Raw genomic sequence first — 13,215 nt, forward strand, 5'->3', positions numbered from 1 at the left:
GACCGGCCACGCCAATTACATTCGGATCACTCCGACCCGATCGATTTCTCCGACACGGCGATGAGTACGGGCGCCGTCAGCTCCGCCGGCAACTGGGTGAACTTCTCGACCAGCGACGGCCAGAGCAGGTTGTAGTACAGCTCGCCACGCACCAACGCCACCCCCTTGGCCGGGATCTCATAGTTCAGCTCGCGGGTCTCGTGCGGCTGGAGGCGTGTGTCATCCCCCGGCTTGGTGGCAGTCGGCGGCGGGGCGGGATTGCCCTGATCATCCGCCAGACCATAGGCAAAATAGGCACGCGGATCGTCCTTGGACGGATGATCGGCCGCGTTCTGCCACAGCACCTCGCCACTCGCATCATAGGCCGTCAGCTTCAGATAGAGGTTGCGGAAGGGCGCACCGGTCGGCATGGCGTGCGGTTGGAGGTTGCGAATCCAGACCTGGGCGGCGATCTTTTCTTTGTCCGCCTTGGTCGTCAGATCGAAGACGATCGAGCGCTTGAGCATCGCCTCGTGATGGCCACCGCCCATGCTGTGATCGGCGAATCCACCCGCGACCGGCATGTGACAGGTCTGACAGGCAACCTGACTCCCGCCCGCGATGAACTCCTTTCCGGTCTGACACAGCGGCACCCCCTGCGGGTTGTCGCGCTGATCATGGCAGCCCATGCAGGCATCCGAGGTCCGCAACTGACGCGGATTGGCCTCCATGGTCAGGGCTGGGATGGTCTTGCCGTCCAACTCGACCGGCTCGCCCAGATGCGGATTGGGCTTCTGATCGGGCACTGCATCGACCGCGCCGCCGAAGAGATCGTCAGAACGCGCCTTGAGCCGCTCCAGTTCGCGCGGGAAGCCGATGGGGGCCTGTAATCTATCGCTCAGGTCATAGGCCTTGATGCCATAACGCAGCTTACCCTCTGCGTCCTGGATGCCGTTGTAGGTCTTGAGGGTATGACAGGCGACACAGTTGACACCCTCAGTATAGGCCGGATGGGCATCGAGCTTGGTGGTCTGGTCGCGCGCGGCGTTGGGCGCATGACAGTACAGACAGAGCGGAAACTTGCCCGATTTCTTGTGCACCATGCCCTCGGCGGTCGGATCCCCAACCTCCTGCTGATAGAAGAGGCCATGGATGGGGTCGGAGAGCGCGGTACTCTTGGCGTGCATCGAACCCTTCCATTGGCGATAGATGTCCTCGTGACAGTTCGCACAGAGCTCGGATGAGACGCGGTGGATGGGTTCGGCCCCCGGCTCGGCCTGGGCAGCGGGCGCCTGGAGGATTAGCGCCAACAGCACCGGCCAGCCATTGGTCATACATGCGTATAGCGATCGCAGTCGTGTCATGGTCGTCACTCCTCGGCCTTGGGGTTTACTCGATGATGAAATCGAGCCTTGTTGTCATTGAGCATTTTTAATTGTGAGCAATTCCATGACGCCAGGTCTAGTCGGTCGATCATAAATCAAAAATTTATCATTTTTTAATAAGCAAATTATCTAACTGTTAATTTAATTGCCCGAACGCCAGAAATCACCAATAATTCAGACTGATAATTCTCAATCAAATAACTGTTTCTGGTTATTTATATGCGCCAGGGGATCGAGATCATCTTTAGGCAATGGTGGTTGATGGGGTTATTGTTGAGTGGGCTGTTGGCCGAGCCGGGGCTTGCCGAAAAGGTCGCGCTCGACCCGAGCCAGTGGGGGGATGAGGCGGGCGAGAAATGCGTGAGCTGTCATGCCAAGGCCTCGAGCGGATTGGCTGCGCAATGGCGCGAGAGCGCCCACCACGCCGCCGGCGTCAACTGCTTGGACTGCCACAGGGCCGAGCGCTCCGACCCGGACGCCATGGTCCACGAGGGCCAGGTCATCGCCACCATCGTCTCGCCCAAGGATTGCGGGCGCTGCCACCAAAAGGAGTACGAGGAGCAGCAGGGCTCGGTCCATGCCGAGGCCTTTACCCTGATCGAGGCACGCCTACCGGCGTTGGCCGACCATGTCGGCGGTCCGGTCATGCGTGCTGCCTCCTGCGATCAGTGCCACGGGTCAAGGGTCAGGGTGCAGGGCGATGGACGGCTCGATCCCGCCACCTGGCCGAATTCGGGCATCGGACGGATCAATCCGGATGGCTCCAAGGGCTCCTGCTCGGCCTGCCATGGCCGTCACGGCTTCTCCAAGGCCCAGGCGCGCGAACCGGACGCCTGTGTGCGCTGCCACTCGGGTCCAGACTCACCCGACAAGGAGATCTTCGAGGCCTCCAAGCATGGCATGCTCTATGTGGCGCACCGGCATCAGATGAATCTGGAGGCGCCCGAGTGGATCGCCGGACGCGACTACACGGCTGCGCCGACCTGCGTCACCTGTCACATGGGCGCCGCCGGCAAGCTGCCCTCGACCCATGACGTCGGGATGCGCAATGTCTGGAGCCTCAATAGCCCGGTCTCCAAACGACAGTTCCTGGTCGTTTTTGAGGACGGCGCCAAGCTGGAGTTGCCGGAGGATGCCGAGATCCCCAAGCGCGGCGCCGAGCTGACCCGGCTCGACGGCACGGTCGGTCGGGTCAAGACGGTGGCGCCCCCTGAGCGGCGGCGTCAGGCCATGTCGATGGTCTGTCTCGAATGTCATGCCAAGGGCTTCACCGAGGGCTTTATGAATCAGTTCGATGCGGTAGTCGAACTCTTCAACGCCAAGTTCGCCCATCCGGCGCGCACCATCATGGACCGACTCTATGCCGCCGAGCTGCTCACGCCCACGCCCTTCGACGAGCCGATCGAGTTTACCTATTGGGAGCTGTGGCACGATGAGGGCGCGCGCGCCCGGCATGGTGCCTCGATGATGAGCCCCAATCATGCCTGGTGGGAGGGGATGTATGTGGTGGGGCGCAATTTCTATGCGCGTTTTCTACCCGAGGCGCGCGCCATTGCCGGTGAGCACGCCGCCGAATTGGTCGAGGCAGTGATCAGTAAGGTCGGGGCGCACCAATGGCTGAACGATCCTCAGCAGACGAGCGCGATCCTGGGCTTTGCGGGCGAGGGGGGCAGGTGATGGCCGGTTTGGGTCTGTTTCGCGCCATCACGCGCCCCGTGGTGATCGCCCTGGGGATCGGCGGCATCGGCGGCATGGTCTTCGTCGGGTTTCTGAACGAATTCCATGACTTCGCGAGCAGCAATGCCTTCTGCACCAGTTGTCATTCCATGACCTTTGCCGAGGCCGTCTACCAAGGGTCGGTGCACTACAACTCGGCCTCCGGGGTGCGCGCCTCCTGCGGCGACTGCCATGTCTCGCCCGGACTGCTGGCCTCGACCTGGGATCACGCCATGGGGGTCACGGATCTGTTCAAGCAGTTCCTGGGCGGGGTGGATTACGACGATCCAGTCATCAATGCCCTCCATCTGCCCGACTCGGCCTTCGTCGCGCGCGAGTGGTTTCGCAAGCGCGATTCGGCGAGCTGTCGGTCCTGTCATGTCCAGGAGGCCATCCTGGGCGAGCGCACCCACACGGCCGCCATCCATCGCGAGGAGACTGAGGGCAAGACCTGTATCGATTGTCACACCAATCTCGTGCATCGCCCCGTACCGGACGAGCATACCTTCAAGCGTGATGCCTGGAACCGGATGATCGAGGCGGAATTCGGTCTGGAAGTAGGCGCGGCCGACCGGCTGCTGACCAATCCGCGCCGCGCCCCGCGTGCTGTGGCTCAACCGGGAAGCTGATCCAGAGAGCTTGGGACAGGCTGATTACCCCCTCTCCCCCGCGTGCGGGAGAGGGGGTATTCAGCGCCCTTAGGAGCAGGGCTTGGAATGCCCCGGAAGAAAGGCGATGAGCAGCGCCACCCCCAAGAGGACAGGTCCAGCCAGGATGAGCGGCAAGCTAAAGACCGCCATCTCCAGGAGCCAACCCGTCGTCTCGACGAACCCTAGCCACAGGGTGCCGGCCATCAGCAAGCCGGCAGACATCAAAACGAGTGTGCGCATCGCATTGCAAGACCCTAACATAGTCAACCTCTGCAACTTCACTATATAACTTAATTCTAATATTTAGTGAGCCAATTGCAAGGTCGAAAAGCCCTGTATTACTCGCCGGGGTGAATTCAGCCTCAATCCACCCCGAACCCGATCAGTCCTTCTTGGCGTCCTCGCCCTCGATCTTGGTGACGCGCACCACATCCTCGTTGAGCTCCACCATGGCGTTGTTACGCATGTCGGTGAGCCGCTCGCCGAGCTTCTGGCGTTTGACGAGCGCCGTCAGCTGCGGCTTGGCCTCCTCGAAGCTGGGCGGCTCGGCCTGGCGGGTCTCCTCGAGTTTGACGATGTGCCAGCCGAACTGGGTCTGGACCGGCTCCTTGGTGTAGCTGCCCGGCTTCAGCGCGGTCACGGCTGCGGCGAAGGGAGGGACCATCTGCGCCGGGTCAAACCAGCCCAGATCGCCGCCATCTTTGGCGGTCGGCCCCTCTGAATGCTTCTTGGCCAGTTCCTCGAACTTGGCACCCTTGTCTAGCTGTTTGATCAGCTTCTTGGCCTCGTCCTCGCTTTTGAGCAGGATATGACGCGCCTTGTATTCGGTGCGGGTCGACTGTTCCTTGACGCGGTCATAGGCCTCCTTGAGCTCCTTCTCGCTCGGCTCGATCTCATTGGCCATCGCCGAGAGCGCGGCATTCGACATGACCTTCATGCGCTCAAGTTCCAGGGCCGCGACCACATTGCGCTCGCCTTCGAGGTGGCGGCGCTCGCCTTCCTGCGAGGCGACGATCAGGTTCATGAACTCGTCGAAGAGCTGTTGCTGCACGGCGGGGTTATTGTTGGTCGGACGTCCCTGGAGGCGCTCCATGATGAAGACACGAAACAAATCGAGCCGATAGGGTTTACCGTTGACGGTAGCGATCAGGGTCTCGGGCGAGTCGGTGTCCTTTTTGTCCTCGGCGTAGGCGGCGCCGGTGGCAAGCAGGGTGCACAAAAAAAGGGCAAGGCGTGTTTTGTTCATGAGTCAGGATTCCATGGGATGAATAGCGAGTGAGTGGCGAGAAACAACTAATCCAGCCAGATTCGGCTGGCGCGCGAACCCAGGTGCGAATACTTCAGGGCAAGACCTGTTTGAACGGCTTGACGCTGACCGCGCTATAGACACCGGCCTTGTGATAGGGGTCGTCCGCCGCCCAGTCCTCGGCCGCCGCCAGATCGGGGAACTCGGCGACGATCAGCGACCCAGTAAAGCCGGCCTCGCCGGGGTCTGGGCTGTCGATGGCCGGATGGGGACCGGCGAGGATCAACCGCCCCTCGTCGCGCAGGGCCTCCAGACGCGCCAAATGCGCCGGGCGCGCCTGCTGGCGTGCCGACAGGCTGTTGGGATGATCGACAGCGATGATGGCGTAGAGCACGTCAGTCCGTCTCCAGGGCTTGGGGTGGTCGCTCGTCTCTGACATGACGCGCGAGATAGAGCGATTGCGCGATCACGAAGGCGATCGTGAGGCCCATCATACCGAAGAGCTTGAAGTCGACCCAAGTGGACTCGCGCGCCTGGGCTTGGGTGCAGAGTCCAAGCACCGCCCCGCTGTAAAGTTCCGAGCAGGACGACAGGTCGACACCGGCCCCATTAGTCGCTGTAAGCAGTGCCTGATAGGCCTCATGAAACCCGCTGCCGACATAGACCACGAACAGATTGGCTAGGCCGAGACAAATGAAAAATCCAGCCCAGAGTGCGTTGAGACGGGTCCAGATCGGAGCGGGTAACTCGATCGCCCGAGCCATCATCCGTTCGATCAGGGTGCGCTCGCCGACCCAGTGGCTGCCGATGAAGACGGCGGCAAACAGCCAATTGACCAGGGTTGGCTTCCACATCACGAAGATCGGATCCTGAAGCGCGATGGTCAGCCCGCCGAAGACGAGCAACACCCCGAGGGTGACCAGCGGCAGCATCTCGACCCGGTGCCGGCGCACCCAGAACCAGCCGACCTGAGCCGCCGTCGCACCGATGGCCACCGCCGTGGCCCAGTAGATACCAGCCAACTTGTAGGCGATGAAGAAGAGCAGGACTGGGAGAAAGTCGATGAGGAGTTTCATGAAGGTTTGGAGCCTCTAAATCGCGGCTGAAGCCGCCCCTACAAAATCAATGGGTTACGTGAGAAGGTTTTGCCACGATTGGAATAAATCAGCGCTCCCTTAAAGCCGAACACACCGAGATCCCTTGTCGCCCGGCCGGGCCTGCTATAGTGTCGCGCGCATCGCGTTCGGCGTGGCCGGGACACAAACGATCCGGCCTTCAACAAGCTTCGACTCAACGCATTTTACGGGGGAACGAAGGGAGTGGAACAGATAACCGCTTGGATCAACGTCTTGAACGGCTGGGTCTGGGGTCCGCCGATGTTGGTCCTGATCCTGGGGGTCGGTTTCTTTCTGATGATCGGGCTGCGACTGATGCCGCTCATCAAGCTCGGCTTCGGTTTCCGGATGCTCTGGCGCGGGCGCGTCGGGCAGGGCAAGGGCGACATTCCGCCTTATCAGGCGCTCATGACGGTGCTTTCGGCGACCGTCGGGACGGGCAATATCGCCGGTGTGGCCACGGCCATCTTTCTCGGCGGACCGGGCGCGCTATTTTGGATGTGGTGCACGGCCCTGGTCGGCATGGCGACCAAGTATGCCGAGGCCGTGCTGGCGCTGCACTATCGCGAGGTCGATGGCAAGGGGAACCATCTCGGTGGCCCTATGTACTACATCAAGCTGGGACTGGGACGGAAATGGCTGTGGATGGCACTGGCCTTCGCCTTTTTCGGCCTACTGGCGGGCTTTGGCATCGGCAACACGGTGCAGGCCAACTCAGTGGCCCAGGCGATCCAGGACACCTTCGGCCTCTCACCCTGGGTCACGGGTGGAGTCATGGCGGTGTTCGCCGCCCTGGTGCTGCTCGGAGGCATCAAGCGCATCGGCGAGGTCGCGGCGGCGCTGGTTCCGCTGATGGCCCTCATCTATGTCGGCGGCGGCTTGGTGGTGCTGGCGCTCAACAGCGCGCAGATCCTGCCAGCGCTCGAGCTGGTGTTCGTCCAGGCGTTCCATCCGACGGCGGCGACCGGCGGTTTCGCAGGGGCCACGGTGGCGGCGGCGATCCAATATGGCGTGGCGCGCGGCGTCTTTTCCAATGAGGCGGGTCTGGGGAGTGCCCCGATCGCCCATGCCGCCGCCCAGTCGGACGATCCGGTCGCCCAGGGCGCCGTGGCCATGGTCGGTACCTTCATCGATACCCTGGTCATCTGCACCGTCACGGGTCTGGTCATCCTGACGACCGGGGTCTGGACTTCGGGTGCGACTGGGGCGGCACTCTCCACTCAGGCGTTCGAGAGTGCGCTTCCAGGGGTCGGTTCTTATATCGTCGCCATCGGTCTGGTGCTCTTTGCCTACACGACCACGCTCGGTTGGAGCGTCTATAGCGAACGTTGCGCCCAGTATCTATTCGGTGATCGCGCCGTTTTGCCGTTCCGGGTGCTCTGGGTATTGGCACTGCCAATCGGGGCCATCGTTGAGCTCAACTTCATCTGGCTGGTGGCCGACACCCTCAATGCGCTCATGGCCCTGCCCAACCTGGTGGCCTTGTTGCTGCTCAGCCCGGTCGTGTTTCGGCTCACGCGCGCGTATGTCAACTCCCCCGGTCTTCAGGCCGGGGCCTGTGAGAACAGGCTCGGTTGACCAGAGGATAGCGGTAAAAACCGCTCCATTTGCCACAGGTCGTTGAGACTCACCGGCAAAGGCCTCCTCAGTCTGCCGCCCTGAAAGGTCGGGATCATGCTGGTGATAAGGCAAAGCGCCGAGGGTTTCGATCGCCGCCGCAAGGCGGGGGCCGGTTGCAGACATCCCCGAGGGGTCGGGCCGCCAGGCCCCGACACCAGGCCCGTAAGGGCCTGTTTCGGGTACGCGCCGAGGTGCCCAAAGGAAAAAGACTGGCGTGCATGTCGGGCGCGCAGCGGTCCGCCAAACCGGATCGTTCGACATCCAGACTTAGGTCGCAACCGTCCAGGGGTCTCCTACCGCCATTGCCGCGTCCTTCAACGTGCTGACGGCCATGACGATTCGTTCAACCTAAAACTGTAACGGAGGTCGCGAGATGGACGGCCTCACCGCGCTTCGCGCGGTGCGCTATCCTCCCCGTCCTTTAGGACGGGGTTTCTCGCGCAAGACAGATGAAAACCACGCTGCCCACCGCACCTACGCCCGACGATGCCGTCTTCTGGCATGATGGGCGACTCTATCTGGCCGATCAGCGCATCCTGCCTGAGCGCGCCGAGTTCCTGATCTATGACCGGGCCGCCGAGGTCGCCACAGCCATCCGCGACATGGTGGTGCGCGGTGCGCCGGCGATCGGTATAGCCGCGGCCTATGGTGTGGCCCTGGCCGGACGCGAGGCCTACAGCAACGCGGGCACGAACTGGAAGCAGGCGATCGAGCCCGATCTGGAACGCCTCGCCGCCTCGCGTCCGACCGCCGTCAATCTGTTCTGGGCGATCCGGCGCATGCGCGATCTGATCGAGCGGCTGGATGCGAGTGATCCGACCCAGGCCCTGTTCGATGAGGCGCACGCCATCCATGAAGAAGACCGCGCCGCCAATCACCGCATTGGCGAGCTGGGCGCCGAACTCATCACCGAACCGACCGAGATCATCACCCATTGCAACGCCGGGGCACTCGCCACCGGCGGCTATGGCACTGCGCTCGGCGTGGTGCGCAGTGCCTATGCCGCCGGCAAGATCCGCCGCGTCTATGCCGATGAGACCCGCCCCTGGATGCAGGGTGCGCGCCTGACCGCCTGGGAGCTGATGCAGGACGGTATCCCGGTCACGCTCCAGGCCGACTGCGCGGCCGCAAGCCTCATGGCTACGGGTCGGATCGGCTGGGTGATCGTGGGTGCCGACCGGATCGCCGCCAATGGCGATGTCGCCAACAAGATCGGCACCTATGGGTTGGCGATCATGGCCAGGTATCACGGCGTCCGGTTCATGGTCGCGGCGCCGACCTCGACCATCGACCTGGCCCTCGCCTCGGGCGCCGAGATCCCGATCGAGGAGCGCGACCCCGATGAATTGCTCGGCTGCGGCGGACGGCGCATCGCCCCGGCCGGCTGCATGGCGCGCAATCCGGTGTTCGACGTCACCCCGGCGGCGCTGGTCGATGCCCTCGTCACCGAGTGCGGCGTGGTGCTGAATCCCACCACCGAGAAGCTGCGCGCGCTGATGGGGTGAAATCTCCATCCGACCAGATTAAAGGAGACCACTCGCCATGGCCTGTTCACGTTGTCAGACGCTTCCGCTCTCGGTCGAGACGCGCGGCACCCTGTTGCTGACCGGGGCGGTGCGTGAGCTCATCGACATCCTGATCGGCTTTCTGGAGGTCGAGGGTCTGGCCTTCGAGGACGCCGGTCTAGAGGTGCGCCTGCCTGACTCCAATCTGTTTGAATTCCTGCAACGGGTGCGCGCGACCCAGGCCTTCAATGCACTCGAACGGCGCGGCATCTCGGCGCTGCTGCTGGAGCCGGGCGAGACCCTGAGTTTCCACGCCTTCACCCGCGCCCGCACCCTGGAGCAGTGGCTGGGTCTGATCGATGCCTGTGGTCTGATCGAGATCCTCGAGGCCCAGCGCTTCGTCTCCTGGTTTCAGCCGATCCTGGCGGCGACCGATGGGGCCGTGATCGGTCATGAGGCGTTGCTGCGCGGTCAGCGGCCCGACGGCACCCTGATGTTCCCCGGCGAGATCTTTTCGCTCGCCGGCGACAATGACCTGCTGTTCCAGGTGGACCGCCAGGCGCGCGAGTCGGCCCTGCGCTGTGCAGCGTCCGTGGGACTTCAGGGGCAACTCTTCGTCAATTTCGTCCCGACGGCGATCTATGATCCGGCGCACTGTCTGCAAAGCACGGTCGGCTGGGCGCGCAGGCTCGGTTTCGATCCAGGGCGACTGGTGTTCGAGGTGGTCGAGACCGAACGGGTCGGAGACCTCGATCACCTCAAGTGCATCCTGGATTTCTACCGCGACGCCGGTTACCGGGTCGCGCTCGACGACATGGGCAGCGGCTATGCCTCGCTCAATCTGCTCGCCACACTCAAGCCCGACATCATCAAGATCGACCTGGAGATCGTGCGCGGGATCGACGCCGATCCCCAGCGCCAGTCGGTATTCCGGGCCCTGGTCGGCATCGCGCGCGATCTCGGGATCCAGGTGCTGGCCGAAGGGATCGAGACCCAGGCCGAGCTGGCCTATGTGATAGCGGAGGGCGCCGATCTGGTACAGGGTTATCTGTTCGCCCGGCCCGCGCCCCAGCCACACGAGCCGCAATGGTCTGAGTTCTGGGGGAGCGATCGGCGGTAGACCACCGGGTCTGTCGAGGCCGGGTTTCAGCCGAGTAGCGACGGATACCGCCCTTATAAACGCGGTCCAGCCCCACGATCGTGTTAGAATCGCACGGTTAAACATCTAGCCCGCGCGGTCACGCGCCCGCCCCCTGCCGCGCGCCTCAGAGTCGGTTCATCACGCCCATGCCAGAGTTCGCCAAAGAAGTCCTGCCCATCAATCTCGAAGACGAGATGCGTCAGTCCTACCTCGATTATGCCATGAGCGTGATCGTGGGCCGCGCCCTGCCGGATGTCCGCGATGGTCTCAAACCGGTGCATCGGCGTGTCCTCTTTTCCATGCACGAACAGGGCAATGTCTGGAACCGACCCTATCGCAAATCGGCGCGCGTCGTCGGCGATGTGATGGGTAAATACCACCCGCATGGCGATGCGGCCATCTATGACACCATCGTGCGCATGGCCCAGCCGTTCTCACTGCGCTATCTGCTCGTCGATGGTCAGGGCAATTTCGGTTCGGTCGATGGCGATCCGCCGGCGGCCATGCGTTACACCGAGGTGCGCATGACGCGCATCGCTGACACCCTGCTCGACGATCTGGACAAGGAAACGGTCGAGTTTGTCCCGAACTACGACAATACCGAGCATGAACCCTCGGTCCTGCCGGCGCGCTTTCCCAACCTGCTGGTCAACGGCGCCTCGGGTATCGCCGTCGGCATGGCGACCAACATCCCGCCGCACAATCTGCGCGAGGTCATCGACGCCTGTCTGGCGCTCATCGACAACCCACTCGTGTCGATCGACAGGCTCATGGAGATCGTGCCCGGCCCAGATTTTCCGACCGCCGGGCTGATCAATGGGGTGGCCGGAATCCGCGAGGCCTACCGTACCGGGCGCGGTCGCTGTGTGATACGTGCGCGCGCCACCACCGAGACCCAGAGGCGCAGCGGTCGCGAGGCGATCGTCGTCACCGAGATCCCCTATCAGGTCAACAAGGCACGGTTGCTGGAGCGCATCGCCGAGCTGGTCAAGGAGAAGAAACTCGAAGGCATCGCCCCGGACGGTCTGCGCGACGAGTCCGACAAGGACGGGATGCGCATCGTCATCGAACTCAAGCGCGACGCCCATGCCGAGGTGCTGCTCAACAACCTCTATCAACACACCCAGCTCCAGCAGGTGTTCGGCATCAACATGGTCGCCCTGGTCGATGGCCAGCCGCTGACGCTCAACCTCAAGCAGATCCTCGAATGCTTTCTGCGCCATCGTCGTGATGTGGTCACGCGCCGTACCCTGTACGAGCTACGCAAGGCACGCGAGCGGGCGCATGTATTGGAAGGCTATGCCATCGCGCTCGCCAACATCGACGCGGTGATCGCGACCATCAAGGCCGCCGCGAATCCCGCCGAGGCGCGCGAACGGCTGATGGAGCGCCACTGGGCACCTGGTGTCGTAACCGGGATGCTGGAGCGCGCCGGGGCCGACCGCACCCGCCCCGAGGGACTCGAGCCCGGTTTCGGATTAAGCGAGGCCGGCTATCGGCTGAGCGAGCCTCAGGCCAAGGCGATCCTAGATTTGCAACTCCATCGTCTGACCGGGCTGGAGCAGGACAAGATCCTCAAGGAATTCGAGGCGATCCTGGACACCATCGCTGCGTTGCTCTTGATCCTCTCCAACCCGGATCGGCTGATGGAGGTCATCCGCGAGGAGCTGATCGCCGTGCGCGACCAGTTCGGCGACCAGCGCCGCACCGAGATCCAGGTCGATCAAACGGATCTCACCCTAGAGGATCTGATCGCGCCTGAAGACAGGGTGGTCACGCTCTCGCATCAGGGCTACGTCAAGACCCAGCCGCTCAGCGATTATCAGGCCCAAAAACGTGGCGGTAAGGGCAAGAGCGCGACCGCGATCAAGGAGGAGGACTTCATCGATCGCCTCTTCGTCGCCAACACACACGACACCGTGCTCTGCTTCTCCAGTCGCGGACGGGTCTACTGGCTCAAGGTCTATGATCTGCCCCAGGCCGGACGCGGCGCGCGTGGCCGGCCCATGATCAACCTATTGCCGCTGGAGCCGGGCGAGCGCATCACCACCTTGCTGCCGGTGCGCGACTATGAGGATGGATCCTTCGTATTCATGGCCACCAGCGCCGGCACGGTCAAGAAGACCCCGATCAAGGACTTCTCGCGCCCACTCTCGCGCGGCATCATCGCCATGGACCTGCACGAGGATGAGTGGCTGGTCGGTGCGGCCATCACGCGCGGCGAGCAGGATCTGATGCTCTTCACCTCAGCAGGCAAGGCGGTGCGCTTCTCCGAGAGCCAAGTCCGCCCGATGGGGCGGGCGGCACATGGCGTGCGCGGTATGCTGCTCCAAGAGGGTCAGCGGGTGATCGCCTTGGTGGTACCCGAGGAGGGCGGTACCGTACTCAGCGTCACCGCGAACGGCTATGGCAAGCGTACCGCTGTCGATCAGTTCCCGACCAAGGGGCGCGGTACCCAGGGCGTGATCGCCATCGACACCGCCGAGCGCAATGGCGCCCAGGTCGGTGCGATCCTGGTCCATCCGGGCGACGAGATCATGCTGATCGCTGACGACGGTACCCTGATCCGTACCTCGGTCGATCAGATCCCGGTGGTCGGACGCAATACCAAGGGGGTCAAATTGATCAATCTCAGCGAGGGTCAACGACTGGTCTCCGTCGAGCGCATCGCCGCCCTAGAGGGCGACAAGGAGACGGGCGAGGAGGCCGAGGCGGACAAGGATCCGGAATCCTGAACGGTCGTTGAAATAGATTAGGATTTACAGGATTTCTCAAGATGGACAGGCTTCAATAGCCATGCCTTAAAAACCCTGTAAATTTTGACTACTTTGCCGTTTTTAACAACGCAATACTCAATT

At 62.8% G+C, this 13,215-nt stretch carries 11 protein-coding genes; 6 read left to right on the top strand and 5 right to left on the bottom strand.

Translation table 11 applies throughout. The features are described from left to right. Positions 1 to 26 precede the first annotated feature (26 nt). On the bottom strand, positions 27 to 1,343 hold the full coding sequence (locus E6P07_RS00335) for a cytochrome c family protein (protein WP_246172874.1): 1,317 nt from the start codon (positions 1,341 to 1,343) through the stop codon (positions 27 to 29). Between the two features lie 240 nt (positions 1,344 to 1,583). On the opposite strand from E6P07_RS00335, the gene E6P07_RS00340 reads away from it, so the two are divergent. Further along, positions 1,584 to 3,041 carry a multiheme c-type cytochrome gene (locus E6P07_RS00340; RefSeq protein WP_246172875.1) on the top strand — a complete coding sequence of 486 codons (1,458 nt, stop codon included), beginning with the start codon at positions 1,584 to 1,586 and terminating at the stop codon, positions 3,039 to 3,041. Beyond that, positions 3,041 to 3,709 (top strand): cytochrome c3 family protein, encoded by a 669-nt coding sequence (locus E6P07_RS00345; RefSeq protein ID WP_153973776.1) that lies wholly within the window; start codon positions 3,041 to 3,043, stop codon positions 3,707 to 3,709. Before E6P07_RS00340 ends, E6P07_RS00345 begins: the two co-directional genes overlap by 1 nt. Positions 3,710 to 3,778: 69 nt before the next feature. On the opposite strand, the gene E6P07_RS00350 is transcribed toward E6P07_RS00345, so the two are convergent. The 4 genes from E6P07_RS00350 to E6P07_RS00365 form a co-directional block, all read right to left on the bottom strand. Continuing rightward, positions 3,779 to 3,970: a hypothetical protein gene (locus tag E6P07_RS00350; RefSeq protein ID WP_153973777.1), complete on the bottom strand. Its 192-nt coding sequence runs from the start codon at positions 3,968 to 3,970 to the stop codon at positions 3,779 to 3,781. A gap of 142 nt (positions 3,971 to 4,112) precedes the next feature. After that, positions 4,113 to 4,976 carry a peptidylprolyl isomerase gene (locus E6P07_RS00355; protein WP_153973778.1) on the bottom strand — a complete coding sequence of 288 codons (864 nt, stop codon included), beginning with the start codon at positions 4,974 to 4,976 and terminating at the stop codon, positions 4,113 to 4,115. Positions 4,977 to 5,070: 94 nt separating this feature from the next. Beyond that, positions 5,071 to 5,370 (bottom strand): YciI family protein, encoded by a 300-nt coding sequence (locus tag E6P07_RS00360; protein WP_153973779.1) that lies wholly within the window; start codon positions 5,368 to 5,370, stop codon positions 5,071 to 5,073. A gap of 1 nt (position 5,371) precedes the next feature. Beyond that, positions 5,372 to 6,052 (bottom strand): inner membrane-spanning protein YciB, encoded by a 681-nt coding sequence (locus E6P07_RS00365; RefSeq protein WP_153973780.1) that lies wholly within the window; start codon positions 6,050 to 6,052, stop codon positions 5,372 to 5,374. 243 nt (positions 6,053 to 6,295) lie between these two features. On the opposite strand from E6P07_RS00365, the gene E6P07_RS00370 reads away from it, so the two are divergent. The 4 genes from E6P07_RS00370 (at position 6,296) to gyrA (ending at position 13,092) form a co-directional block, all read left to right on the top strand. Beyond that, a complete protein-coding gene (locus tag E6P07_RS00370) occupies positions 6,296 to 7,669 on the top strand; it encodes an alanine/glycine:cation symporter family protein (RefSeq protein ID WP_153973781.1) in 1,374 nt (457 codons plus the stop codon). Positions 7,670 to 8,160: 491 nt separating this feature from the next. After that, on the top strand, positions 8,161 to 9,216 hold the full coding sequence (mtnA, locus tag E6P07_RS00375; RefSeq protein WP_153973782.1) for an S-methyl-5-thioribose-1-phosphate isomerase: 1,056 nt from the start codon (positions 8,161 to 8,163) through the stop codon (positions 9,214 to 9,216). A gap of 37 nt (positions 9,217 to 9,253) precedes the next feature. Next, positions 9,254 to 10,336: an EAL domain-containing protein gene (locus E6P07_RS00380; RefSeq protein WP_153973783.1), complete on the top strand. Its 1,083-nt coding sequence runs from the start codon at positions 9,254 to 9,256 to the stop codon at positions 10,334 to 10,336. Positions 10,337 to 10,503: 167 nt separating this feature from the next. After that, complete coding sequence (gyrA, locus tag E6P07_RS00385; protein ID WP_153973784.1) at positions 10,504 to 13,092, top strand: DNA gyrase subunit A; 2,589 nt, start codon at positions 10,504 to 10,506, stop codon at positions 13,090 to 13,092. The last annotated feature ends 123 nt before the right edge of the window (positions 13,093 to 13,215 follow it).

The sequence above is a fragment of the Thermochromatium tepidum ATCC 43061 genome, from assembly GCF_009664085.1.
GTDB lineage: Bacteria > Pseudomonadota > Gammaproteobacteria > Chromatiales > Chromatiaceae > Thermochromatium > Thermochromatium tepidum.